We start from the raw sequence: 25,901 nt of genomic DNA on the forward strand, positions 1-25,901 counted from the left end.
GCCTGGGACGGAGAAGCGGCCATGACCGCGCTTCGCCTCCATGCGCCCGAACTTGACCCCGCCGAGGCGGCCTTCGCGGCGCTGGACCTGGCGGTCGGCGCCTTCGAGGGAACGCCGCCGCGACTGATCTGGCGCACCGACGCCTTCGCCCGCCTGCTGCCGGAGGTTTCGCCGGGCGATCAGGCCCCCGCCGGCCTCGCCGCCGCCCTCGACGCCGCCCGGCGGGGCGAGGTCGCGCCGCTGAGCCTGGAGACCGGCCAGGCCCCGTTGGAAATCCGGCCGGGCCTCGCCGCCGACGGACGGCTCTATCTGAAGGTCTCCGACGCCGCCGAGCGCCAGGAGGCCGAGGCCCGCCGCCTGGCCGACCGCGAGCGCCTGCTGCTGACTTCCCGGATCATGTCGGTCGGCGAAATGGCGACGACGATCGCCCACGAGCTGAACCAGCCGATCGGCTCGATCGCCAATATCGTCCGCGGCCTGAAGGCGCGGCTGTCCCGGGGCGCCCTGACGCCCGAGGACGGCGTCGAGGCCCTGGACAAGGCCGCCGACCAGGCGCTCTACGCCTCGGGCGTCATCCAGCGCATGCGCTCGTTCGTCGACCAGCGCCAGCCGCAGGTCGAAACCCTCGACTTGCCCCGGCTGGCCCGCGCGACCCTCGACCTGCTGGACTGGGAGATCGCCCGCGACGGCGTCCGCGCCCAGGCCGTGTTCGACGACGACCTGCCGTCGGTGCTCGGCGACGCGGTGATGGTCCAGCAGGTGCTGGTCAACCTGGCGCGCAACGGCCTGGACGCCCTGCGCGGCGCGCCCCAGCCCCGCCGCCTGACCATCGGCGGCCGGCGGATGGAGGATTCGGCGCGGATGGTCGAGCTGACCGTCGCCGACACCGGGCCCGGCGTTTCCGAAGCCGCGGCCGGCCGGATGTTCTCGGCCTTCTTCTCCACCAAGCCGGGCGGCATGGGCGTAGGCCTGGGGATCTGCCGGTCGATCGTCGAACTGCACCGCGGGCGCCTCTGGCACACCCGCCCGGCGGAGGGGGGAAGCGTGTTCCACATCGCGCTGCCGACGGCGCGCCAGGAGGATAGAGCATGACTCTCGCACAGCCCGCCGCGTCCTCGGGCCCAACGTCAGGACGAAGCCTGGGCGCCGTCTGCCTCGTCGACGACCATGGCGAGTTTCGCGAGACGGCGGCTTGGTGGCTGGAAAGCCTGGGCTACACCGTCACCGCCTATGACGACCCGCAGGCCTTCCTCGACGCCGGCGACCCGCCGGCCGGCGCCTGCCTGCTGTTCGACGTCCGCATGCCGACCATGTCGGGCCTGGACCTGCTGGACGCGGTCAAGGCGCGCGGCTGCGACCTGCCGGTGATCTTCATGACCGGCCACGGCGACGTGCCCCTGGCGGTCGAGGCCATGCGCAAGGGCGCCGTCACCTTCCTCGAAAAACCCTTCCAGGAGGCGGCGCTGGAAGAGGCCCTGGGCCAGGCCTTCGCCCGCGTCCGGCCCGCCGTGACCCCGGGCCAGGCGCTCTATGCCCGCCGGCTGGCCGCCCTGACCGGGCGCGAGCGCGAGGTCATGGCGCTGGTCGTCGCCGGCCGGGTCAACAAGATCATCGCCTACGAGCTGGGCATCAGTCCCAAGACCGTCGAGCTGCATCGGTCGCGGATCATGGCCAAGATGGAGGCCGCCAGCCTGACCGAGCTGGTGCGCATGGCCATCACCGGTACGACGGACGGCGACGCATGACCGACGTCCTCAGCCCTCCCCCCGCCGCGCCGTCGCCACCGAACCTTGAGCGGTTCGACCCGGCCGAGGTCGCGACCCGCAATCACGCCCTGGCGGTGATGGCGGCGCTTGAGGTTCCCGGCCTGCGGATCGCCGCGAGCCTGGCCGAACCCGCCGCCGGATCGTGGATCCTGTTCGGCTCCGATCGGGACGCGCCGCGCCTGCTGATCGTCGAGGTGGACGGAGCGAGGTTCGCGCCCGAGGACGACGCCGCCCTGCTGGTCGCGCTCGACCGCTTCGAGCCCCTGCTGGCGGCGATCGAGGCGGCGACCGGCCTGGCGCTCGAACCGACCGGCGTCTCCAGCCAACCGCCCGCCGACGGCCTGAGCGTCGCCTTCGACCTGACGGCGGAGGACGGCGCGACGGCGTCCCGCCTAATCTTCCATGTGGACACCGCCCTCGCCCGCTCCTGGCCGACACCGGCGGTCGACCTGGCCGCCGACGGGCCGCACCAGGCCGCTCCGGTCCTGGGCCGGCTGGTGCTGGAGGCCGCCGCGGTGGCCGCCACCCGCGTGGCCGCCCTGCGCCCTGGCGACATCGTGCTCACGCCGGCAGGGCCGAACCGGCCCGGCGGCGCGCGCCTGGTCCTGCCCGGCCGCCGCCTGACCGGACGCTACGACCCCGCCGACCACCGCTTCACCGTCATCCATATCGAGGAGCGCGCCATGAACGAGCCGCCTGCCGACGCCGCCGTCCTGGCCGGGGAGGCGCCGGCTTCCGATGGCGTCACGATCGACACGCCCGTGCCGCTGCGGGTGATGCTGGGCGAGGTCGCCCTGCCCCTGTCGGAACTGGCCGGACTGCGGCCCGGCTCCACCGTCGTGCTCGGCCGGACGGTCCAGGATACGGCCGCCCTGTTGCTGGCCGGCGAGCAGCCCATCGCCACCGGCCGGCTGGTGGCCGTGGGCGAGGCCTACGGCCTGCTGATCGAACAGCTGGCGACGGGAGCCTGACCGCGCATGGACCTGTCGCAGTTCACGCCCGGCTCGGCGCTGATCACCGTCATCCTGCTGGCCCTGGCGCCGTTCGTGGCGGTGATGGTCACCTCCTTCACCAAGATCGTCGTCACCCTGAGCCTGCTGCGCAACGCCCTGGGCCTGCAGCAGGTGCCGCCCAACATCGTGCTCAACGGCCTGGCCCTGATCCTGACCCTCTATGTGATGTATCCGGTCGGCCAGGAGATGGCCGCCGCCAACCAGGGCGTCAAACCGGCCGCCGCGGTCAGCAGCGACACCCAGGCGCTGTTCACCTACGCCGACAAGGCCAAGGAGCCGCTGCGCGCCTTCCTGATGAAGCATTCGACGCCGCGCGAGCGCGCCTTCTTCCTGAAGACCGCCCAGCGCATCAACGGCCCGCAGAAGGCCCAGGTCATGACCCAGCGGGACTTCATCGTGGTCGTGCCGGCCTTCACCGTGTCGGAACTGGCCGCCGCCTTCCAGATCGGCTTCCTGATCTTCCTGCCGTTCCTGATCATCGACCTGGTGGTGTCGAACATCCTGCTGGCCATGGGCATGATGATGCTGTCGCCGACGACGGTGTCCCTGCCCTTCAAGCTGCTGCTCTTCGTGCTGATCGACGGCTGGGTGAAGCTCGCCCACGGCCTGGTCCTGTCCTACACCTGAGGTCTTGCGATGATGAACACCCAAGCCATCGAGCTGGTGAACCAGGCGCTGTGGATCGTGCTGATGCTGTCGGCCCCACCCATCGTCGCCGCCTCGGTGGTCGGGGTGGCGGTGGCCGTGATCCAATCGGCCACCCAGCTTCAGGAACAGACCCTGCAGTACGCGGCCAAGTTCTTCGCCATCGTCCTGACCATCTTCCTGACCGCCAGCCTGCTGGGCGGCACGCTCTACCGGTTCGGCGACCGGGTGTTCACCGAATTCCCGGCCATGGTCCGCCGCTGATGCCCGAGGGGGCGCCGGACTGGCTGAGCGCGATCTTCGCCAACACCCTGGTGCTGGCGGTCGGGGCGACGCGGATCGCCGCGGCCTTCATGCTGCTACCGCTGCTGTCGCCCGAGACCGTGCCGGCCCTGGTGCGCAACTCGATCTTCCTGGCCTTCGGGATCATCGTCATCACCCTGCAGCCGCAGATCGCCCACAGCGACCTGCCGACGATCCAGTGGATCCTGATCTTCGGCAAGGAGGCGCTGATCGGGGTGGTGATCGGCTTCTTCTTCGGCACCATGCTGTGGGCGTTCGAAGCGGCGGGCCAGATCATCGACGCCAAGGTCGGGGCGACCATGGCCCAGATCGTCGATCCCCTGAGCGGCCACCAGACCTCGCTGAACGGCGAGTTCCTGGCGCGGCTGGCCAATTTCGTCTTCATGTTCTCCGGCGGGCTGCTGTTGCTGGTCGGCACGATCCTGGACAGCTACGCGGTCTGGCCGATCGGCAGCCTGACGCCGGTGCTGTCCCTGCGGAGCCTGTCGCTGTTCGAGGGCGAGTTCTCGCGGCTGATGGTGCTGGCGGTGATGCTGGCCACCCCGGCCCTGGCCATTCTCTATCTGGTCGACGGCGGCCTGGGCCTGGTCAACCGCTACGCCCCGCAGCTGAATGTGTTTTCCCTGGGCCTGGCCATCAAGTCGTGGATCGCCACGGCGGTGGTGCTGGCGATGCTGACCGGACTGGTCCAGCTGCTGCTGAACGAGATCGGCGCACGCCCCTCCACCATTCTGCAGGTGCTGCGCGCGATGTCCGGCCAGGCGCCGTAGAGGTCGCGTTAGGGTTTACCCTGATGGGGTAAGCCCCAGCTAGCGGGACTGTCGAGCCTGGCGCCAACTGTTGGTCGAGGCCGCAGGATGCGGCCGTCTCGAACCAACAGGGGTTGAAGGATGACCAGCATCAACGCGGCTTTGACGACCGCCGTGAACACCAGCTTGCTGACCGGGATCGGCGCCCAGATGGGCCAGGGACTGAGCGCCTTCGGCGCCATGCAGTTCACGCTCGGCCTGATGGCCGGCGGCGCCTTCCAGGCCGCGCCCAGCCAGCCGAAATTCACCGCCGCCATGCCCGAGAACGGCAAGGCCGAGATCGACCTGGGCGACGGCAACACGCTGTCGATCAACGAGGCCAGTTCCGAGATCGTCATTCGCGACGCCGACGGCAACGCCACCCGGATCTGGGGCGACCCCCACGTGCAGTACAACGGCAAGCAGGTCGGCGACTTCTGGGGCACGACCACCTTCGTGCTCGAGAACGGCACCAAGATCACCATCAACACCGAGAAGTCGACCTGGAACAACGCCACCTACGCCGAACAGGTGGTGGTCACCCGCGGCGACCAGGCCCTGGTCATCGACGGCGTCAGCGAGCAGACCAAAGGCGATCTCACCGTCTCGCTGGGCGGCAGTGGCTATGCGCTCAACGCGGCCCATGACGACGGCCTGGTGATCCGGGAGAACGACGGGGCCAGCACCGGCTGGACCAGCTCGATCACCGGCGGCGCGGTCGGCCAGGCCGACTTCAACCTGACCAAGCCCGGCGCCGAGGGCCTGCGCGAGGCGTTGCAAACCTTCAGCAGCGCCCTGGGGCTGATGCTGACCGGATGGCTCCTCGGCGCAGGGCTCGGGGCCGGCGTCGGCGCCGACGCCTCCGCACGGATCGGCGAGCGCCTCGGAACCCCGCACCCGCTGAACGTGGCGGCGTTCTGAACAGGGTCCCCAAGCCCGAACGACCCCGAACCCGGCGATCGCCAGGTTCGGGGTTTTTGCGTTCAGAGGCCCTGCACCAGGATCACGCGTCAGTCGGCGTTGCTGCGCACCACGACCGGCAGGCCGGCCGCTGGGACGGCGAGCGCCGGCCCCGGCTCGACGCCGGCGACCATGAAGCGGCGGTCGTCGGCGCGATAGCCGAAAGACCAGTACTGTCCCGCCAAAGGCGAGCGTGCGGAAGGTCTCAGGGTGGGATCAGGAGCCCAGCCCCGTTCGGCGGCGGCCTTGTCATAATAGGCGGTGATCGCCGCGCGTCCCAGGCTGGCGGGGGCGCGATAGGTCGTGGTGCGGGCATCGGGCGCGCTCCAGGCCGCGTCCTGCTCGGCCAGGCCGGTCTCCAGAACCTTGTCATAGTCGTTGGCCCGGGTCTGGCCCAGCGGCAGGGTCCGGACGTCGACGAAGCCCGGCGGCGGCGGCGGGGTGCGCACCGCCGCCGGCGGACGGCCGCACGCCGCCAGCCCAAGGGCCGCCGCCAGCAGGACGGCGGCGGGGGGAACGATCGATCGCACCATCGGCCTCGCGGCGGACGCCGGCGTCAGGGCTTGGCCTGCCGCACGACGACGTCCAGGGCGGTGTTGTAGGCGCTCTTGGAATTGCTGCCCACCGCCTCTTCGCCGGTCTTGGGATCGGATGGTATGGCGAGCCGGTCCAGCGCCTTGCCGGCGGCCGAAGGATCGTCCTGGATCGCCTTGAGCGCAGCGTTGGTGCCGAGGCTGACCCACTCCTTGGCCACCGCCGCGGCCGCCCCGACGCCCTTGCCGCCCCAGCCCGCCTTATCGACGATCGTCAGGCCGCTCTTCAGCACGGCGGTCATTAGTTCGGCCTGCTCCTTGCGGTCGGTCGTGATCGAGGCCGCGGCCGCCTGCACGCCGCCGACATAGTGGCCCAGGGCCGTGGCGTTCTCGTAGCGGTCGACCTTCTTCCCGTCGGGCAAGGTCACCTGGGTGGTGGCCTCGAAATGGTTGATCGGATTCTCGTTCTTGCTCCCGCCCACCTGCAGCTGCTGCATCATGTCGGCCAGGGGCTCGGTCTGCTTGTCGTTCAGCATCTGCTTGGCGTAGGTGGCGAAGGCCGTGCCGTCGCGGGTCTCGGTGTTGAGCGACAGCTCGCGCATGACGCCGGAGACGTCGCTGCCGAGCACCGCGGTCAGGCCCTCGCCCATGGTCCTGGTCGCCGCGTCGCGATCCATGACGCTGACGCCCAGCAGCAGGTTCTGCTGCGGAACATCCTTGAGCACCGCCGAGCCCTCGGCGAACAGCCGCGCCTTGAAGTCGGCGTTGGTCGACTGGGCGCCGGCCTCGAGGATGCCCTTGTAGGTCGAGGTGTCCAGGCTGGTGCTGTTGCTGTGCGCTATCCCGCCCATCGAGGCCATGGTGGTGTCCATCTCCTCGCGATGGATCGAGGCGTCGAGCACGCCGCGCAGCTGGTCCGGATTGAGGGCGTCGAAGGCCTGCTGGGCGACGGCCGGATTGCCGTTCAGGCTGGCCAGGACCTGCCCCACCGCGGCGGCCTCGGCGTCGCCGTGGCTGGTGACCTCGATCGAGCCTCCCAGGGTGAAGGGGCTGGTGGTGTCCGCCTTATGGTCCAGCGTCGAGCCGGCCTGGGCCCGGATATAGTCAAGCTTGGCGTCGGCCGTGGCGTGGGTGGCGATCGCCTGGCCCAGCGCCTCGACGTCGGCCTTGCCATGATAGTCGCCGCCGGCCTTGGCGAAGGCGTCCGACAGCTGCTTCAGCTCGGCGCCGCCGAGGTCGCGCGCCATTTCGGTGAAGAAGCTGCGCTTTTCATCGGCCGACAGGCCGCCCAGGCCGAACGACTTGCCGTCGTTGATCTCCGACGCCAGCTTGTCCAGCCCGCCATCCTGAGCCAGTTCGCTGATCGCGGCGCGGGTGTTGGTGGCGTCCAGCGACGACAGGGCGCCGACGGCGTCCTTCACGTCGCCATTGGTGATCGGGTTGAAGAAGCCGCTCTTCATCTTGTCGTGGACGGTGTCCACGGCGTCTCGGGCGGGCGGCGGCGGTGGCGGCGGCGCTTGGCGGACCTGGCCTGAGGATGCGGCGTCGAGCATAGCGAAACTCCCGGACGGACCGCCAGCCTCGGCGGCCCCGGCAATCTCTTCGGTGAACGCCCCGCGCACCAGCTAGGGAAATCCCTAGTCCGGATCCCACACGCGCGCCCGCCGTCCGATAGATCCGGATCGTCGCCACCCCGGCAAGTTCGTGGTTGAGATACTCTAGACGCCCGACGCTTGGACGCCGGTCGTCTTGCCGCGCAACCGTTGCCTAAGATCGGCGATGCCGGCCGCGAATGACGACGAAGGGCGGTCGTAGTCGAGCGTCGCCCCCTCCCCGCTCAGCGCCCCGTCCGGAGTTCCGCTCGCCGCCATTCGGGTGGGCGGTGACGAACACCGAGGCGGTCGGTGAACCTCACCACCTGGGTGCGGGCGGGCGTGACGACGACGGAATCGGCGATCATGTCGATCTTCTTGGCGTCGAGCGCGGCGATCATCCCGCTCCAGTCCTGGGCGACCAGGCGACAGCGCAAACCCGCGCGCCCGCAGAGCGCCTTCAGCAGTTCGGGCTCGAACCCGTCCAGCGTCCCGTCCGGCCGGGTCAGGTTCCACGGCGGATAGGCGCCTTCGGTTCCGACGATGATCTCGTTGGCCGCGCGCGGCGGCGGCGCGCCCTGACAGGCCGAGAGGACGAGCAGCGCCAGTCCGATCACGGCGATTTTGGCGCCGTTCAAGACCGCTCCCCTTCTGGCCCGACCGCGACGCCCGCTCGATGGTTGATCTCGACCCTGTAGGCCGGCCATGGACTGGCAATCCGCAAGATCCCGAAATCCGGTGCGGCCATCCGAATGGCGTCCAGATATCCGACCTCGACCCCGCCTTCGTCGTCCTCGACGGACCCTGGCCCGGTAAACACCATCACGATCGTCGTCATGGCCGGAGAGACGTCCGGACCAGTGCAGGGCGTTCCCAAGGTTGGCAGGCGCCGGATGGCGCCCGAGCAGCGTCCGCGGCGGAGCATGAGGTTCAGGTCGAGCGCGACGTCGCCCTCAGGCGCGCCGCAGACGGGATCTTCGCCGGCGAAGGCCATGCAACTGTCCGCGGCGCCCAATCGCCGCTCCGCCCCGTCGATCTGCAACAGCAGGCGGCCTTCGACGACCGTGAGAATCCGATCGACGTCAGGGAAGTATGAGAACGGCCCAGCAACGCCGACCTGGGCGAGGCTAAGCCGCCACGAAAAATCCCCTATCGACCCATCCTGCGGATCCATCGCGACGGTCCAGGTGATCCCGCCGCCATTTTTCCAGGGCGATGAAGGGCGATCGACACGCCGGAGGAGCGCGAACGTCCTCACAATATCCCCGGCAGATCCAGTCCCTGCTCGCGGGCGCAATCGAGTGCGATGTCGTAGCCGGCGTCGGCGTGGCGCATGACGCCGGTCGCCGGGTCGTTCCACAGCACCCGCTCGATCCGCTTGGCCGCCGCCTCGGTGCCGTCGCAGACGATGACCATGCCGGCGTGCTGCGAAAAACCCATGCCGACCCCGCCGCCATGGTGCAGCGACACCCAGGTGGCGCCCGAGGCGGTGTTGAGCAGGGCGTTGAGCAACGGCCAGTCCGACACCGCGTCCGAGCCGTCCAGCATGCCCTCGGTCTCGCGGTTGGGCGAGGCGACCGAGCCGCTGTCGAGGTGGTCGCGGCCGATCACCACCGGGGCCTTCAGCTCGCCGCTGGCGACCATCTCATTGAACGCCAGGCCCAGCCGGTGACGGTCGCCCAGCCCCACCCAGCAGATGCGGGCCGGAAGACCTTGGAACTTGATCTTCTCGGCGGCCATGTCCAGCCAGTGGTGCAGATGCGGATTGTCGGGGATCAGTTCCTTGACCTTGGCGTCGGTCCTCTTGATGTCCTCCGGATCGCCCGACAGCGCCGCCCAGCGGAACGGCCCGATGCCCCGGCAGAACAGCGGTCGGATATAGGCCGGCACGAAGCCGGGAAAGTCGAAGGCGTTCTTGACGCCCTCCTCCAGCGCCATCTGGCGGATATTGTTGCCGTAGTCGACGGTGGGCACGCCAGCGGCCTGGAAGTCGAGCATGGCCTGCACATGCACCGCCATCGAGGCGCGGGCGGCGCGGTTGACGCTTTCGGGATCGCGCTCCCTGGCGCTCGCCCACTGGTCCAGGGTCCAGCCGGCCGGCAGGTAGCCGTTGATCGGGTCATGGGCGCTGGTCTGGTCGGTCAGCAGGTCGGGGCGGATCCCCGCCGCGAACATGGCCGGCAGCAGTTGCGCGGCGTTGCCGAGCAGGCCGACCGAGACCGGCCGCCCCTCGGCCTTGGCCTGTTCGATCCAGGCCAGGGCCTCGTCGAGGCTTTCGGTCGCCTTGTCCAGATAGCCGGTGCGCAGCCGCATTTCGATGCGGCTGGGCTGGCACTCGATCGCCAGGCACGAGGCCCCGGCCATCACCGCCGCCAGCGGTTGGGCCCCGCCCATGCCGCCCAGGCCGGCGGTCAGCAGCCACTTGCCCGACAGGTCGCCGCCATGGTGCTGGCGGCCCATCTCGACGAAGGTCTCGTAGGTGCCCTGGACGATGCCCTGGGCGCCGATATAGATCCACGAGCCGGCGGTCATCTGGCCGTACATGGCCAGGCCCTTGCGGTCGAGCTCGTTGAAGTGCTCCCAGGTCGCCCAGCGCGGCACGAGGTTGGAATTGGCGATCAGCACCCGCGGCGCGTCGGCATGGGTCCTGAATACCCCGACGGGCTTGCCCGACTGGACCAGCAGGGTCTCGTCGTCCTCCAGCCGCCGCAGGGTCTCGACGATCCTGTCGTAGCTTTCCCAGTCGCGGGCCGCCCGGCCGATGCCGCCATAGACCACCAGCTCTTCGGGCCGCTCGGCGACGTCGGGGTGCAGATTGTTCATCAGCATCCGCAGCGGCGCCTCGGTCAGCCAGGACTTTGCCGAGAGTTCGGTCCCGGTGGCGGGGCGGATGACGCGGGTGTTGTCGAGGCGGTGATGGGGCGGCTGGCTCACGAACGGCTCCGAGGACTGAGATGGCGGCCGGAAGACGCGCGAGATCCTCGCGCAGGGCCGAAGGGATGGGGATCGAAAAGGGTCGCGCGACGCGTCTGGATCGCCGATCGACGATCTGCACATCCTTCCTGACCGTGTCGCATCACGTGTCGCCCCAAGCGTGTTCCACACCATCGCAGCGCCCGCGTTTAATGTATATACCTAAAAACGTGACAGGCGAAAACGATCGGCGAGGCCGCCGCCATTCTGGTCTTGAATGCGGCTCTGCCGCCTACGGACCGGGCAAAAATCTGCCGCCTGCGCTGGTGCGCGCCGAACGAATTGCATCGGCCATCCCGGACAGCCGGCGCGTCCGCTCTAGGCGCCGCTGCTCTTCATCAGGAAGGAGGCGTGGAGCGTCAGGGCGCCGGCCGGAAAATATTGTTCGGCCTGGGTGATCGTGCCGGCCGCGCCCCAGGTTCTCCGCCCCAGCCTCAAACCGGGCGAGCCTTCCGGCAGCGCCATCGCCGCGGCGACGTCGGGAGCGAGACCAACGGCGTCGATCTCATGTTCGGCGTTGCTCCAGGGCACATGGGTCAGCAGCCAGATGCTCGGCGGTAGCTGGGTGAAATCGATGCCCGCCGCCTCGGGCGCGACGGCAAGGTTGATCCGGCGACGTTCGAACGCAAAGCACCGCAGCGCCGCATAGTGCAGCGATTGCACCTTGAGGATTTCGCAGTTTTCGCGACACTGGAGCAGCTGGCGATCATCGGCGTCGGCCGTTCGCCGCTCGATGTTGACCGCCTGGTAGCGGTACGGAAAGCCGGCTTCGAGGACGGCCTTGCGGATGTCGGGGATGTGCAGCGACGCATAGTGGCCCGACGGATAGACGACGAACGTCCCGGCCTTTCGCCTTCGATCGAGGAAACCCGCCTCGACCAGGCTGGACAGCGCCTTGTTGACGGTCATGCGCGAGCAGCCGAACTGCTTCATCAGCTCCTGCTCGATCGGGATCCGATATCCGGGCGGCCATTGGTTGGAAAAGATGCGCTGCTCGATCTCGGAGCGGATGCGTTGGTGCAGGCTGACCTTCTCGTCCTTGTTCGCCGCGTCTCCCAATCGCCAACGTCTCCCGTAAAAATCGTGAAACTGTAAAGCCGCCTCTGGCGCCGCCGTCCATAGCTGAACGTCGAAACCGCCACATGACCGCAAAAGCACATCCCACACGCCTCAATCTCCACCGTCGGAACCCGACGGCCAATCAGCCGCTAGGGATGCGACGACGAGGGCTTCCGCGAAGGAATGATCAGGTGCAGGGCGGGTTGATCCTAGTCGTCGAGGACGATGTCTTCACGCGGTTCGCGGTCGGCGACCACCTGCGCGATTGCGGCTATGAGGTTCTGGAAGCCGAGACCGGGCAGGAGGCCATCGACCTCCTGGCCAGCGGCGCCGCCGTCGACGTCGTCTTCACCGACATGCAGATGCCGGGCGACATCGACGGCTTTGGGGTTGTTCGCTGGCTTCGCGAGCACCGGCCCGAGCTCCCGGTGCTGGTCGCCTCGGGTCACGCCCTGGCGCTGGAGCTGGCCTCCAAGCTCTGCGATGTGCGATCAACCTTCGCCAAGCCCTATGACGAAACGCACGTCGCCACGGCGGTGGCCGAACTGCTCGACGGCAGGACTGCGGCCGTCTAGACGGCTTCGTCCTGCGCGCCAACGAGCGACTGGAAGACCGCCTGCAGCAGGATCTCGGCCCGGTAGGGCTTGGCGACATGAAGGTCGCCGCCGGCGGCCAGACAGGCCTGGGCTTCGGCCTGGCTGGTGTTGGCGGTCAGGCAGATGATCGGCGTCCGCACGCCGCTCTGCCGTTCGGCCCGTCGGATCTGGGCCGTCGCTTCCAAGCCGTCCATGACCGGCATCTGGATGTCCATCAGGATCAGGTCAAAGGCCCCCGCCCGCGCGGCCTCGACCGCCGCCTGGCCATTGTCGACGATCGTCAAGTCCGCGCCGATCGGCTCCAGGATCATCGCCACCACTTTCTGGTTGGTGGGGTGGTCCTCGGCGAGCAGGATTCGAGGCGCCTGTTCGAGATTGCTGACCTGGCCGGCCGGCTTGGCGGCATCGCCCGAACAGAGGTCGCCCGAGGGCGTCAGCGGCACGAAGACCGCGAAGGCGGAGCCCCGGCCAATCCTGGACCGCACCGAGATTCGTCCGCCCATCAGCTCGACCAGCGACTGGCAGATCGCCAGGCCAAGGCCGGTCCCGCCGTGGCGGCGGGTCGTGGAGGCGTCGGCCTGTTCGAAGGGGCGAAACAGCCGCTGCGCGTCCTGCTCGTCGAACCCCGCGCCGGTGTCGCAAACAACGAACCGCAGGCCGCGCTTCGTCGGCCGCGCAGTGAGGCGCACCTGCCCCCGCGCGGTGAACTTCACCGCATTGCTCAGCAGGTTCGACAGCACCTGGGTCAGGCGCGTCTGGTCGCCGAGATAGACGGCGGCCGCCGCGGGACTGATCCGCCAGCTCAAGGCGATGTCCCTGGCCGCGGCCGCCGCGGCGTGCAGTTCGGCGACGTCGCGGACCAGGTCGCGCAAGGCGAAAGGCTCGGCTTCCAGGCGCATATGGCCAGCCTCGATCTTGGCGGTGTCGAGCACGTCGTTGACCAGGCGCTCCAGCACCCGGGCCGAGGACACGATCAACCCGGCCATTTCCCGGCTCTGGTCGGTCGCCTGGCGGTCGCGCAGCACCTCGCCGACGGCGATGACCCCGTTTAGCGGCGTGCGCAGTTCATGGCTCATATTGGCCAGGAACCGGGCCTTGGCGGCGGCGGCTTCCTCGGCCCTGGCGAGCGCCGCGTCGCGCGCCGCCTCATTGCGGTCGAGCTGTCCGAGCAGGCTGAGGATTCGCCAATAGCCGAACACGCACAACGCTATCAGCACGGCCCCGACCAGCAACAACAGGGGCGCGGCGTGGGCAAGGACGGTCAGGCCAGGCTTGGCGGGCGACCAGGTGATCGCCGCCAGCGGCCGGCCATCGGGTCCGTTCAGTACGACGCGCGTCCCTGCCCCGCCTCGCGCCGGGGCCAGGCGCGCATCGGAGATCAGCAGGTCACGCCCAAGCTCGCCCACCACGCCGGCGACCTTTCGGCCCGAGACCACGACGGGATCGAAAGGTCCTGGCGTGGCATGGGCGACATCCTCGGGAACGATGGTGGCGGCCGAGACGGCGTAGAGCACGCCGCCGGCCTCGACGACCGCTTGGCGGGTCACGACCGCCTCCAAGCCGATCGGCGGCCGGCCGTGCGCCGCCTTGGCCGCCGCGCCGCGCGCGCGGACGTCCGCGACCAAGGGCGCGACCGCCTCGGCGAACGCACGCTCGCTCTCCAGCGACGCCCGCTCGCTGCTGCGCGATGCATAGGCCAGGGCGCCATCGGCGCCATAGGCCAGCGTGACGTCGTGCTTCATGTAGTCGGCGTAGTAGTCGCCGAAATTGATCTGGGCCCAGGCCCAGTCCTTATTGGCCATGGCGACGCAAGCGTCATTCCAGACGCTCGCCGAGACCACATTATCGCGCATGAGCTCCAGGGTGCGTTCAACACGGCGCGTCACCAGGCCGGTCTCGGTCTCCTGATGGGCTGCGTCAATAGCACGCACCGCATAGGCCGCCAGAGTCGCGACGCCGGTGACCACGACAAGCGCCGCCAGGAAACCCGCGGCGACGATTCTTCTCAGTTGCGTGCGATTATGGACTGAACCTGGTCCCATTCTATCCCCCGACGCCAATCGAGCACGGAGTGTCTAACAAGGTCATAAGACCTCAAGATCGACCGACCTTCGCGACCGTCCCAAACGTTACTTTAAGGAGCGCCCCCTAAGGTCCGGCCGGGGGACCTTCTGCATGACGCTTAAGCTAATTGCCGCAATCGCGACCGTTCTGTTTGCGACCGTGAGCACCGACCTGGCGCACGCCGCGTCCGTCACGGCGGAGGGCGGCCTCGTGGCGGTGTCCGACTATCGGTTCCGCGGCCTGTCGCTGTCCGACCGCAGGCCCGCCCTGCAAGCGGATTTGACGGTGAGTCACAAGAGCGGCGCCTATGTCTCGGTCTTCGCCTCGACGATCGACGAGTACGGCCAGGACGCCAGCGGCAAGGGCGCGACGGTCGAGCTGGACTACACGGCCGGCTGGGCGTTCGCCGCCGCCGGTCTGGATTTCGACGTCGCCGCCTCGGCCTACACCTATCCCGGCGGCGTGGGCGTCAACTATGTCGAGCTACCGGCGCAGGCCTCCAAGACCCTTGGCGCCTGGACCGGCTCGGTCGGGTTCGCCTACGCGCCCGAACAGCACGCGCTGGATCGGGACAATTGGTATCTGTGGACGGGTCTCGATTACAATGGAGCCGCCCTGCCCATGGCCCTGTCGGCCCGGATCGGACGAGAGGACGGCGCCTTCGCCGATCAAAAGACGGATTGGTCGCTCTCGGCGAGCCGGACGTGGGGTCATCTGCAGGCCTCGGCGGCCTATGTCGACAGCGATCAAGGCGGCGGCGGCCTGGTGCTGTCGCTGGCGGCCCGTTTCTAAGACAGCTTCGGCGGTCTGCCTGAAAATCAGCTGCCTAGAGCAAGCCGCGCGATGTTGGAATCGCCCGGCTTGCTCTAGATTTTTGTTTTCGCATCGCTTTTGCGGAAAACCGGCGGCCACTTTTCCGCGCGATGCTCTAGGCGGAGCCTCTCGCGTTCGTCGCGACCCTAGCCTTTCGCCTGACGCCGTCGGCTTTATGGCCCTGGCGATCCTATTGGCGTCCTGTAGGCGCGCCCGCCTGGGCCGCAAGTTCCCACCGCGGCCCAGGCTGAATATGCGAAGGCATGGCGCCCTGACCTAGCTTTGCCTCACGCCGAAGCCGTGCAGCCGTAGGCCTGTCCAATATTGGCTAGGCGGCTCGCTGCGCCGACGATCTTTGCGCGCCGGTTCGGAACTGACCCACCAGGCGCGAAAGCTCGCGCGACTCGTTGCTCAGGTTGCCGGCGGCGGCGGTCGCCTCCTCGACCATCGCCGCGTTCTGCTGGGTCACCTGGTCCATCTGATTGACGGCGATGTTGACCTCAGCCAGTCCAGTCGCCTGTTCATGGGACGACGCGGCGATCCCGGAAATCAGGCCGTCGATCTCGGCGACCTTGGCGGCGATGCCGCCCAGGGCTTCGCCGGTGTCGCCCACCAGCTTCACCCCACGCTCGACATGGGCGCTCGACGTGGCGATCAGGGTTTTGATTTCCTTGGCCGCCTCGGCCGAGCGCTGGGCCAGGGCCCGGACTTCCTGGGCGACGACGGCGAATCCCCTGCCGGCGTCGCCGGCGCGGGCCGCTTCCACGCCCGCATTCAAGGCCAGAAGGTTGGTCTGGAAGGCGATCTCGTCGATGACGCCGATGATCTGGGTGATCTGGCGGGACGAGCCTTCGATGGCGTCCATGGCCGACACCGCTTCGCGGACGATCTCGCCCGATCGCTGGGCGTCGGCGCGCGCCTGGGACGCCGCGCCGAAGGCCTGCTTGGCGCCCTCGGCGCTACGCTTGACGGTCGCGGTGATCTCATCCAGGGCTGCGGCGGTCTCTTCCAGGCTCGCGGCCTGCTGTTCGGTGCGCCGCGAAAGGTCGCTCGACGCCTTGGCGATTTCCTGAGCACCGCCGCCAACGCTGCCCGTCGAGGCCGAGATCGCCGACATCGTGCTCTCGAGCGTGCCGGCCGCGGCGTTGAAGTCGTTACGCACCTTCTCATAGGCCGCGTCGACGGGCCGGCCGATGCGGTAGGTCAGGTCGTTGTGGGCCAGGTGATCCAGGCCGGCGGCGATCTCGTCGACGGCCTTGACGCGGCCGGTGACGTCGGTGGCGAACTTGACGACCTTGGTGACCCGGCCTTTGTGATCGAAAATCGGGTTGTAAGAAGCCTGGATCCAGACCTCCTTGCCGTTCTTGCCCAGGCGCTTGAACTCCGCCGAGACGAACTCGCCGGCGTTCAACTTTTGCCAGAAGACCTGATAATCCGCCGATCGGGCATAGGCCGGGTCGACGAACATCCGATGGTGCTGACCCTGGATCTCAGCGAGACCGTAGCCGAGCGTATCGAGGAAGTTCGGGTTGGCGGTCAGAACCTCGCCCTCGGGCGAGAACTCGATGATCGCCTGCACGCGCGAAATGGCGTTGAGTTTGCCTTCGAACTCCGCATTCCGGCGTTTCTCGGCGGTGATCACCGTGGCGACCTTCACCACCCTGGTCACGACGCCGCGGGCGTTGCGGACCGGATTATACGAGGCCTGGATCCAGACCTCGGCCCCGCCCTTGCCGACGCGCAGATATTCCTGGGCGTCGAACTCCCCTCGCCCGAGCTTGGCCCAGAACGCGCGATAGTCCGGCGACGCGGCATAGGCAGGATCGACGAACAGACTGTGGTGCCGGCCCTTGATCTCGCTCAGGGCATATCCGAGCGCTGCGCAAAAGTTATCATTGGCGGTGAGGATCTTTCCACTAGGATCAAACTCGATGATCGCAAGTGAACGGCCCAGAGCCGTCAAGGTGTCCGCCGCACTCGCCCCGCGATTGAACTGAAATCCCGCCATGTAAGCCTCAGTATATGGATGGTTGTGTAAGCAGAACCGAAAATGCAACCTTTGCCTGTTCGCCCAAAAGCAAACACGGCGCGGTTCAAGTGTTGGCTCATGCATAGTTAAATTTTGAAAAACTTTGTTCTTTGGCGCTGGAAGTGCGTCATCGTCACGCAGGAACCGCTTCCATCTCGCCCCTTGAGAAAGGCCTATAGCTCCCTGAATGGCCTGCCATTCACGTCAAATCGCCCCGACGCAGATAGACCTTATCGACCTGCTCAAAGATCCCTCCGTCGGGACGCGGCAGGCTGAGCTTGACGATCTCGCCGGATGGGAAGCGCTGTTTTTGGGGGAATGGCTGCGGCGCCATGCCGCAACCGGCGGAGCGATCCGCCAATAACGCGTAAAGGGTCGCCCGCCCAAGCTGGCGGCATGCAAACCGGAGCACACAGGTCCTATTCGCAGCAGGCGTTCGAGAAATATTACGCGCGCACCTACTCCGGTCACGTCGTCATGCGGATCGGCAGCATCGCCGTCGTTGCGGTGTTGCTGCTCTTTCTGAAGGTGATCGGCGCCGGGATCGCCTTGGGCTGGATCGCCGCCTTCGCGCTCTCGGAGATCTTCGCCATGGCCTGGTGGCGCACGGTCGTCCCGCGCCTTCCTGAAGCCGGGCCCGAGCAGATCCTCGCCTTTCGAAACCAGTTGATCGCGATCACGGCGTTGCTGTCGGCGACCGGCGCGGGCCCGGTTCTTCTGGCGCAGCCGACGAGCAGCGCGGGCGTCGCCGCCATGATGATGGTCAGCGCCGGCGTCCTGATGACCATCGCCGCCCAGCACACCCTGACGCGCGGAATGTTCTTCTGGACGGCGCCGGTCCCGGCCGCGGCGCTGCTGTACAGCATCAGCCGGCTGCAATCGGGATTCGAAGCCTGGATCCTTGTGGCGCTGGGCCTGTGCTTTCTGGTCAATGCTCGGGGACTGCAGGTGGCCAACGCCGATTCCTATGCCGAGGTCATCAGCGGGCAATACAGCGCCGAACAGGCCAACCAAGCCAAGAGCGCCTTCCTCGCGACCGTCTCCCACGAGATCCGCACGCCGCTCAATGGCGTTTTGGGCATGGCTCAGGCGATGGCCCGTGAACCGATGTCGGCCGATCAGGCCGATCGTCTCAAGGTGCTGCAGCAGTCTGGCGCGACCCTGCTGACCCTGCTCAACGACCTTCTGGACATGGCCAAGATCGAGGCGGGCAAGATCCAACTCGAGCCTCTGGACTTCGACCCGGAGGCGCTCGCGCGGGACGCCTGCCGCGCCTTCGCGGGCATCGCCGAGGAGAAGGGCCTCGGCCTTCGCTTCGAAAGCCGAGGCCAGGCCGCCTTCTATCACGGCGATCCCACCCGGGTCCGGCAGATCCTCTACAATCTGATCGGCAACGCGGTGAAATTCACCGATCACGGCCAAGTCATGGTCCGCCTCGCCTTCGGGGCGGAGGGTTTGGAACTGGTTGTCGAGGATACCGGCATCGGTTTTTCTGAGCAGGCCAGGACCAGCCTGTTCGAGAAATTCGGCCAAGCCGACGCCACGACGACCCGGCGCTTCGGGGGCTCGGGCCTTGGCCTGCCGATCTCGCGGGAACTGGCCAACCTGATGGGCGGCGACATCGCCGTCGAAAGCCGGATCGGGAAAGGGTCCACCTTCCGTGTCATCCTCCCCTTGGCGCCGGCAATGAACACTGTCGGCGAAATGGATTCGCCGGTCGCGCCGGCCACGGAAGAATTGGCCGCGGTCACTAGCGAACCGCTCAGCATTCTGGTGGCCGAGGACAATCCGACCAACCAACTGGTGCTGCGCAGTCTCCTGGACTGCGCAGCCTTCACCGTCGAAGTGGTCGAGGACGGCCGGCTAGCGGTCGAGGCCTGGCGCAAGGGCGCGTTTGACCTGATCTTGATGGACATCAACATGCCGATCATGGACGGCGTCAGCGCCGCGCGGGCGATCCGGGCGCAGGAGCAGGCTGATGGACGGCCGCGGACACCCATCATCGCCCTGACGGCGAACGCCATGGACCATCAGAAACACGATTACCTGACGGCCGGTCTCGACGCGCATGTGAGCAAACCGATCGAAGTGACCGCCTTGTTTTCGGCCATGGCCGGCGCCCTTGAGAAGGTGACCGGCGATCCGCCCATGTCCCTGGTAGCTGATAGCGCCGAGCTAGACTTGACCGACGCATCGGCATCGCTCTAGCTATCGCGCGCCAAGAAGGCCGAGAGCCGTGAGCGCATCCTGGGGATAGCGGCCCGGGCGTGGCCTACGCGCCCTTCTTCCCGCTCGGTGGTTTTTCGCCGTTGCAGTCGTCGCGGCTCTCCGAAGTGGCGACCGAACTTGGCGCCAGCCCCAAGCAGGTCGCGCTGGCCTGGCTGCTGCAGCGCTCGCCCAACATCCTGGTGATCGCTGGCACCTCGTCGCCGGCTCACCTTCGGGAGAACTTCGCCGCGGCGGATCTGGTGCTCTCGCCAGCGCAGGTCACCACGCTCGACGGCGTGCGGGGCCAAGTCGACCTCCTTTGAGGAGCCAGACCATGTCGGAGCACCGCCGCGCGCCAGAAGCCGCCATTGATCCAACTCCAGAAACGCGATGTTCGCGGGTCAGGCGCAACCACTATCGCGCGTTGGCCACTCCCTTCGCCCCGTACTATTCCGTTGGCCTGGCCCGTCCTCGATCGCAAACCGTCCTTTCGGCTAGAACCGCCTGCGGGCTTCCATCCTCCCCCGAACAGCCTCCTCGCCCGCAGAAGCGCGCAGCCCGGCGGCCAGGCCAAGCTCCCAACCCGACGGCAGGAGAATGCCCAGCTCCGGGTCGAGCACGAACACCTCCCGTGACCAGTCGCGCGATGGCAGGCCGTAATAGCTGTCGCCCGTGACGTCCGCGTAATCCACGCCTTGGCGCGAACCGCCCGAGAACTCGTGCCGCCACTCGCCGCGCAGGCCGGCCGTCACGATGCCGGCGGGGATCGGCCGGCTGTACGAGGCGCGCAGGCCCAGCACGCCGAGCGTCGAGCGGATCTTTCGGCGATCGAAACGCAGATCGAAGATGCCGGCCCCCTCCTCGCGATAGGCGTCCAACGATCCGTCGAGATAGTCCAGCCGTCCGTAGCTCGACCAGTTCAGCCAGCCCGCCTCCCGATCCAGGCCCGACGACAGGGAAATGGTCGTGAAGCGTCCGTCGCGGTCGCCCAAGGTGATAGCGCTGCTTGTCGGATCGACGCGGCGCGTGTCGAAGTTCAGCCAGCCATGCGCGACCATGCCGTCGACGAACATACCCTCGACCGGCGTGAGGCTGCCGTACATGGCCACGACCTTGCTCTGGGCGGAGACTCGTCCGGCTTGGCCGCCGACGCGGCTGCGATCCTCGCCGTAGCCCAGGCCGACGCCGAGGCTCGCCCGATCAGAAACCCTGGCGTCCATGCCGAGAGTGAGCCCGCTGCTGGTGGCGCGGATCTTGGACGCCCGGGTCGAGGCGTCGCGCGTGCTCAGCTCGATCGAGCCGGCGGTCCACACCGACAACTCGCCCCGACGGCAGGTCTGGTCCGGTCGAGCCGCGACAGGCGCTTTCGCCGAGGTCTCCGCAGCCAGCGCCGGCGCATCGTCGGCGGGCTGGAGACCGCCGGTGCGGCCGCGAGCGTCGCCGCTCCGGGCCGTGTCGACGGCGTTCAGACGGATGCCGTTGCCGGAAGCCAGACAATCGGCGCCATGCAGCCTTTCGGCCCGGCGCATGAAGTTGTCGACCTGGGCCTGCGAGAAGCGGCGCGCCGCCTCCGCCTGGGCGTCGCTGACGGCCTGCACGACCGGATCGGCCGAGGGATCAGGCCGCGCGGCGACCGTGATCGTCACCGTCGCGGGCGACGAGGCGCCGAAGACGTTCGTCAAGGTATAGCGGATCGTGATTGTCCCGCCGAAGCGGGCCTTGGGCGTGACGTCGAGGCGGAAGGTGCGGCCCGTATCGGTTCCGCCTTGAACCAGATTGATCGTCGCGGCGTCGGCGGGGCTGATCGCCCCCAGGTTCGCGCCGGTGAACGGGCCTTCCGTCGCGCCCGCGGTCAAGTCCACGGAGACCATCTTGCCGTCGGTCGTCGAAGCGGCGTGGGCCATGGCGGCGGGCGCCTGGCCCACCACAGTGATGGTTGCGGTGGCGGGGGCGGACACGCCGCCGGGTCCGACAGCGACGAACTCGAAGCTGTCGACCCCTTGGAAGTCCTTCTCCGGCGTGTAGACGGCGATGAACTGGCCAGGCGTCGATATCGTCGAGCTGGCCGCCAGCGCCATGGCGAAGAGGCCCCCGCCCCCGCGCAGGGCCAGCGTCTGGGTGATGACGACCGAACCATGCTGCGGCTGGGTGACGATCCGGACCTCGGTCACGTCGCCGGAGACCAGGCTGGAAAGGTTCAGGCCGACGTTCTGGCCGGCCTGGGTCTGGGTGTTGGCCGGCACCGTCGTGGAGGTCGAGTTGGCGGCGACGGGAGCCGCAGCGGCGATCACGACCGAATAGCTGGCCGTTCCGGTGGCGCCGTTGGCGTCCGTGGCGGTGATGTCGAGCGTGTAGGTCCCGGCCGCGGTCGGCGTGCCGGTGAGGGCGCCGGTCGCGCCTTCGAGGCTCAGGCCCGCCGGCAAGTCGCCGCCGGAAACGACGTAGGCGTACGGCGCTGCGGCGCCCGAGGCTGTTACGGTCTGGCTGTACGGCGCGCCGGCCGTACCGCCCGGCAGAGCGCCGGGGGCGGGGCCGAACGTCAGGCTCGGCGCCAGGACCGTCACCGTGACGGTGGCGGCCGAAGACGCGCCCGTGACGTTGGCGGCGGTGTAGGTGAAGCTGTCAGAACCGGAGAAGCCTGCGGTCGGGGCGTAGGTGATCGACAGGCCCGACGCGGTGGCGACGCCATGGCCGGCTTGGCTCACGACGGCGATCGACGCGGCGGTCCCGCCGGACAGATCGAGCGCCACCGCGTTGGCCGCGCTGTTGGCGGCGACCGTGATCGAGACCGGACCGGCGACGGGCGCCGCCAGGGCGGCCGGCGCGATCACGACCGAATAGTTGGCCCTTCCGCTGGCGCCGTTGGCGTCGGTGGCGGTGACGTCGAACGTGTAAGTCCCCGCCGCCGTCGGAGTTCCGGTGACCGCGCCGGTCGCGCCTTCAAGGCTCAGGCCCGTCGGCAGGCCGCCGCCGGAAACGACGTAGGCGTAGGGAGCCGTGCCGCCCGAAGCCGCGACGGTCTGGCCATAGGCCGCGCCGACCCTGCCGCCTGGCAGGGAACCGGGCCCCGGACTGAACACCAGACTCGGAGAGGTGACGGTCACCGTGACGGTGGCGGCGGAGGACGCGCCCGCCGTATTGGCGGCGGTGTAGGTGAAGCTGTCGGCGCCGGAGAAACCCGCCGCCGGGGCATAGGTAATCGACAGGCCCGACGCAGTGGCGACGCCGTGGCCCGCTTGACCGGCGACGGTGACCGACGCGGCGGTCCCGCCGGACAGATCGAGCGCCACCGCGTTGGCCGAACTGTTGGCCGCGACCGTCACGGAGACTGCGCCGGCGATCGGCGGACCGAGGAGGGCCGAGATGGTCCCGCTGTAGGTCTCGGCGTCGGTCAGGCTGTTGGCGTCGGTGGCGGTGATGGTGACGCTGTAGGCCCCCGCTGCGGTGGCCGTTCCGGTGACGGCGCCGGTCGAGGCGTTCAGGCTCAGGCCGGCCGGCAGGGCGCCGCCGCTCATGACGGCGAAGCTCACCGGAGCCGTACCGCCCGCGGTGCCGATGGTTTGGCTGTAGCTCTGGCCGAGCACCGGCGTCGGGAGAGTCAGCGTGGTGATGGTCACGCCAGCCGAGATGGTCCTGCTGTAGGTCTCAGCGTCGGTCAGGCCGTTAGCGTCGGTGGCGGTGATGGTGACGCTGTAGGCTCCTGCCGCCGTGGCCGCGCCGGTGACCGCGCCCGTCGAGGTGTTCAGGCTCAAGCCGGTCGGCAGGGCGCCGCTGGTGACGGCGAAGGTCACCGGGGCGGCGCCGCCGGAGGTGACGATCGTCTGGCTGTAGCTCTGGCCGAGCACCGGCGTCGGGAGAGTCAGCGTGGTGATGGTCACGCCAGCCGAGATGGTCCCGCTGTAGGTCTCAGCATCGGTGAGGCCGTTGGTGTCGGTGGCAATGATGGTGACGCTGTAGGCGCCCGCCGCCGTGGCCGTCCCGCTGATCGCGCCGGTCGAAGCGTTGAGGCTCAGACCGGCCGGCAGGGCGCCGCTGGTGACGGCGAAGGTCACCGGGGCCGTGCCGCCCGAAGTGACGATCGTCTGGCTGTAGCTCTGGCCGAGCACCGGCGTCGGCAGGCTCGCCGTGGTGATGGTCACGCCAGCCGAGATGGTCCCGCTGTAGGTCTCAGCATCGGTGAGGCCGTTGGTGTCGGTGGCAGTGATGGTGACGCTGTAGGCGCCCGCCGCCGTGGCCGTCCCGCTGATCGCGCCGGTCGAAGCGTTGAGGCTCAGGCCGGCCGGCAGGGCCCCGCCGGTGACGGCGAAAGTCACGGGAGACGTGCCGCCGGAGGTGGCGACGACCTGGCTGTAGCTCTGGCCGAGCACGGGTGTCGGGAGCGAGGTGGTCGTGATGACCACGCCGGCCAAGATCGTCCCGCTATAGATCTTAGCGTCGGTGAGGCCGTTGGCGTCAGTGGCGGTGATGGTGACGCTGTAGGCCCCGGCCGCCGTGGCCGTCCCGGTGATCGCGCCGGTCGAAGCGTTGAGGCTCAGACCGGCCGGCAGGGCGCCGCTGGTGACGGCGAAGGTCACCGGGGCCGTGCCGCCCGAAGTGACGATGGTTTGGCTGTAGCTCTGACCGAGCACCGGCGTCGGCAGGCTCGCCGTGGTGATGGTCACGCCGGCCGAGATGGTCCCGCTGTAGGTCTTGGCGTCGGTCAGGCTGTTGGCGTCGGTGGCGGTGATGGTGACGCTGTAGGCCCCCGCTGCGGTGGCCGTTCCGGTGACGGCGCCGGTCGAAGCGTTGAGGCTCAGACCGGCCGGCAGGGCGCCGCTGGTGACGGCGAAGGTCACCGGGGCCGTGCCGCCCGAAGTGACGATGGTTTGGCTGTAGCTCTGACCGAGCACCGGCGTCGGGAGGGTCAGCGTGGTGATGGTCACGCCAGCCGAGATCGTGCCGGAATAGGTCTTGGCGTCGGTGAGGCTGTTGGCGTCGGTGGCGGTGATGATGACGCTGTAGGCGCCGGCCGCCGTGGCCGCGCCGGTGATGGCGCCGGTCGAGGCGTTCAGGCTCAGGCCGGTCGGCAAGACGCCGCCCGTGACGGCGAAGGTCACCGGGGCCGTGCCGCCCGTGGTGGCGACGGTCTGGCTGTAGGCCTGACCTAGCACCGGCGTCGGCAGGCTCGCCGTGGTGATGACGGGCGGTGTCGGGGCCGCTGCGACGGTGCTCGAATAGGGAGAGCCTGAGATGGCCACGCCGTCCAGGGTGATCGACAGCGTGTCGACGCCGGCCGCCGAGGGCGTATAAGTCACGGAATAGGTCCCATTGCCGTTGTCGGTGATCGCGCCTGGCGTGGCGCCGGCGTTCGTCCCGCCAATGGCCATGGCCAGGCCGCTGGCGGCGCCGGTCATCGTATTGCCATTGGTGTCGCGGACCGTGATCAGGACCGTCGTCGCGCGACCGGCCACGCCGGAGGGCGCGCTCGCGGTCGATTGCGCCGGGCTCCTGGTCCCCACCCAAGTGACGGAGACGGCGTTGGAACTGGTCGTCGTCGTGCCGTTCGCCGACGCCACGGCGTTGTAGGTCACACTGCCCGACTGAAGGCCCTGGACGGTGAAGGTCGCCTGGCCGCTGGAATTGGTCGTCGTCGAGGCCGGAGAGATCGACGATCCGCTCGAAGGACTGCCGGACAGAGACGTGCTGGCGCCCGATACGGCGGTTCCCGACGCGAGCTTGACGGTCACGACGATGGTCGCAGTGGCGCCTACGGACGCAGTGGCCGTCGCTCCGCCATTGACCAGCAACGTGGTTCCCGCCGGATCCGGCGCCGTGGCGTCGACATATTCGTTCAACTTGGCGACGATAGCGTTCGAACTGCCGCTATAGGCGCTGGACGTCGTGTAGGAGCCTCCCAGCACCAGCAGCCGATCGCCGCTGCCGCCGCTGAACGCAACGGCGTTCATCAGGGTGTTGCCGTTGGGATAGCGCGAATTGAGCACCCCCACTTCGGAATGGGGCACGCCCGCGATCGTATAGGCGAGCGTCCCGCTGGTGTTCTGAAAGACGCGCTGGGTTCCTCCGTCCAGGAAACGGATCGAACCGGCGTCGGCGTTGAGCGCCGTCGTCGTCGTGAACGTCTGCCCCGACAGGCTGCCTTGATAGGCGCGCGTAAACGTCAGGTCGGCCGCGGCGGCGGGCATGGCCATCACCAGCAGGATGAAAGCGGCCACGACGGTCCACGCGACCCGCCGCCAGAGCGCGGTCGTTCGCATACCCGATTCGCAAGTTGCGAGAATCATTCCCGTTCGCCCATAGGTGGCCTTTTCCAGGCGCCCTTTAAGCGGTCGGGACCGTTAATTTGCCGGTCAGAATTGAGTTGGATGCAAGCGACATAACGTCGCTCGTGACTTCAGGCGCCTCGCCTGATTATCGCGCGGTTGGCCGCCAATCTTCACCATTACCCAAGTGGGATCAGTCGGTTGGTCGAAGATGCCATGTGACTCGGCTAGCGGATTGTGGACAATAGGACGCGAGCCCAACATCCAGATCAATTCCCTGTTTGAGATCGCCCCACGGT

The 25,901-nt window shown here is 68.4% G+C and carries 20 protein-coding genes; 11 read left to right on the top strand and 9 right to left on the bottom strand.

All coding sequences use genetic code 11. The annotated features are described in order from the left end of the window. Positions 1–21 precede the first annotated feature (21 nt). From ACIPQB_RS00265 to ACIPQB_RS00295, 7 genes are all read left to right on the top strand, one after another. A complete protein-coding gene (locus ACIPQB_RS00265) occupies positions 22–1,092 on the top strand; it encodes a sensor histidine kinase (RefSeq protein WP_446483186.1) in 1,071 nt (356 codons plus the stop codon). Further along, entirely contained in the window at positions 1,089–1,745 is a 657-nt protein-coding gene (locus ACIPQB_RS00270; protein ID WP_446483187.1) for a response regulator transcription factor, read from the top strand. The genes ACIPQB_RS00265 and ACIPQB_RS00270 overlap by 4 nt, the downstream gene beginning before the upstream one ends. Next, the gene (locus tag ACIPQB_RS00275; protein WP_446483188.1) at positions 1,742–2,737 is read left to right on the top strand and encodes a FliM/FliN family flagellar motor switch protein; all 996 of its coding nucleotides are present in this window, start codon (positions 1,742–1,744) and stop codon (positions 2,735–2,737) included. Before ACIPQB_RS00270 ends, ACIPQB_RS00275 begins: the two co-directional genes overlap by 4 nt. Positions 2,738–2,743: 6 nt before the next feature. Beyond that, positions 2,744–3,406 (top strand): type III secretion system export apparatus subunit SctR, encoded by a 663-nt coding sequence (sctR, locus tag ACIPQB_RS00280; protein WP_446483189.1) that lies wholly within the window; start codon positions 2,744–2,746, stop codon positions 3,404–3,406. Positions 3,407–3,415: 9 nt separating this feature from the next. Next, complete coding sequence (gene sctS / locus ACIPQB_RS00285; RefSeq protein ID WP_446483190.1) at positions 3,416–3,688, top strand: type III secretion system export apparatus subunit SctS; 273 nt, start codon at positions 3,416–3,418, stop codon at positions 3,686–3,688. After that, positions 3,688–4,497 carry a type III secretion system export apparatus subunit SctT gene (gene sctT / locus ACIPQB_RS00290; RefSeq protein ID WP_446483191.1) on the top strand — a complete coding sequence of 270 codons (810 nt, stop codon included), beginning with the start codon at positions 3,688–3,690 and terminating at the stop codon, positions 4,495–4,497. The genes sctS and sctT overlap by 1 nt, the downstream gene beginning before the upstream one ends. Positions 4,498–4,617: 120 nt before the next feature. After that, positions 4,618–5,436, top strand: a complete 819-nt coding sequence (locus ACIPQB_RS00295) for a DUF1521 domain-containing protein (protein WP_446483192.1) — start codon at positions 4,618–4,620, stop codon at positions 5,434–5,436. Between the two features lie 89 nt (positions 5,437–5,525). On the opposite strand, the gene ACIPQB_RS00300 is transcribed toward ACIPQB_RS00295, so the two are convergent. From ACIPQB_RS00300 to ACIPQB_RS00325, 6 genes are all read right to left on the bottom strand, one after another. Continuing rightward, positions 5,526–6,008 (bottom strand): hypothetical protein, encoded by a 483-nt coding sequence (locus tag ACIPQB_RS00300; protein ID WP_446483193.1) that lies wholly within the window; start codon positions 6,006–6,008, stop codon positions 5,526–5,528. 23 nt (positions 6,009–6,031) lie between these two features. Then, a complete protein-coding gene (locus tag ACIPQB_RS00305) occupies positions 6,032–7,561 on the bottom strand; it encodes a hypothetical protein (RefSeq protein ID WP_446483194.1) in 1,530 nt (509 codons plus the stop codon). A gap of 284 nt (positions 7,562–7,845) precedes the next feature. Then, the gene (locus tag ACIPQB_RS00310; protein WP_446483195.1) at positions 7,846–8,238 is read right to left on the bottom strand and encodes a transporter substrate-binding domain-containing protein; all 393 of its coding nucleotides are present in this window, start codon (positions 8,236–8,238) and stop codon (positions 7,846–7,848) included. Beyond that, entirely contained in the window at positions 8,235–8,960 is a 726-nt protein-coding gene (locus ACIPQB_RS00315; RefSeq protein WP_446483196.1) for a HutD/Ves family protein, read from the bottom strand. Before ACIPQB_RS00315 ends, ACIPQB_RS00310 begins: the two co-directional genes overlap by 4 nt. After that, positions 8,855–10,534: a urocanate hydratase gene (gene hutU / locus ACIPQB_RS00320; RefSeq protein ID WP_446483197.1), complete on the bottom strand. Its 1,680-nt coding sequence runs from the start codon at positions 10,532–10,534 to the stop codon at positions 8,855–8,857. The genes ACIPQB_RS00315 and hutU overlap by 106 nt, the downstream gene beginning before the upstream one ends. Positions 10,535–10,891: 357 nt before the next feature. Beyond that, positions 10,892–11,740, bottom strand: coding sequence for a UTRA domain-containing protein (locus tag ACIPQB_RS00325; RefSeq protein WP_446483198.1), 849 nt, complete (start codon positions 11,738–11,740; stop codon positions 10,892–10,894). A gap of 83 nt (positions 11,741–11,823) precedes the next feature. On the opposite strand from ACIPQB_RS00325, the gene ACIPQB_RS00330 reads away from it, so the two are divergent. Next, positions 11,824–12,207, top strand: coding sequence for a response regulator (locus ACIPQB_RS00330; protein ID WP_446483199.1), 384 nt, complete (start codon positions 11,824–11,826; stop codon positions 12,205–12,207). On the opposite strand, the gene ACIPQB_RS00335 is transcribed toward ACIPQB_RS00330, so the two are convergent. Beyond that, positions 12,204–14,270, bottom strand: coding sequence for an ATP-binding protein (locus ACIPQB_RS00335; protein WP_446483200.1), 2,067 nt, complete (start codon positions 14,268–14,270; stop codon positions 12,204–12,206). The genes ACIPQB_RS00330 and ACIPQB_RS00335 overlap by 4 nt on opposite strands. Before the next feature lie 133 nt (positions 14,271–14,403). Between ACIPQB_RS00335 and ACIPQB_RS00340 the strand changes: the two genes are divergently transcribed. Beyond that, entirely contained in the window at positions 14,404–15,084 is a 681-nt protein-coding gene (locus ACIPQB_RS00340) for a TorF family putative porin (protein ID WP_446483201.1), read from the top strand. Positions 15,085–15,433: 349 nt separating this feature from the next. Here ACIPQB_RS00340 and ACIPQB_RS00345 read toward each other — a convergent pair whose 3' ends face one another. After that, positions 15,434–17,113 carry a methyl-accepting chemotaxis protein gene (locus tag ACIPQB_RS00345; RefSeq protein WP_446483202.1) on the bottom strand — a complete coding sequence of 560 codons (1,680 nt, stop codon included), beginning with the start codon at positions 17,111–17,113 and terminating at the stop codon, positions 15,434–15,436. A 417-nt stretch (positions 17,114–17,530) separates the two neighbouring features. Between ACIPQB_RS00345 and ACIPQB_RS00350 the strand changes: the two genes are divergently transcribed. Beyond that, on the top strand, positions 17,531–19,342 hold the full coding sequence (locus tag ACIPQB_RS00350) for an ATP-binding protein (protein ID WP_446483203.1): 1,812 nt from the start codon (positions 17,531–17,533) through the stop codon (positions 19,340–19,342). Between the two features lie 59 nt (positions 19,343–19,401). Next, positions 19,402–19,665 (top strand): aldo/keto reductase, encoded by a 264-nt coding sequence (locus tag ACIPQB_RS00355; RefSeq protein ID WP_446483204.1) that lies wholly within the window; start codon positions 19,402–19,404, stop codon positions 19,663–19,665. Positions 19,666–19,836: 171 nt separating this feature from the next. Here the strand turns inward: ACIPQB_RS00355 and ACIPQB_RS00360 are convergent, their stop codons facing one another. After that, positions 19,837–25,554, bottom strand: coding sequence for a putative Ig domain-containing protein (locus ACIPQB_RS00360; RefSeq protein WP_446483205.1), 5,718 nt, complete (start codon positions 25,552–25,554; stop codon positions 19,837–19,839). Between the last annotated feature and the right edge of the window lie 347 nt (positions 25,555–25,901).

The organism is Caulobacter sp. LARHSG274, from assembly GCF_052871235.1.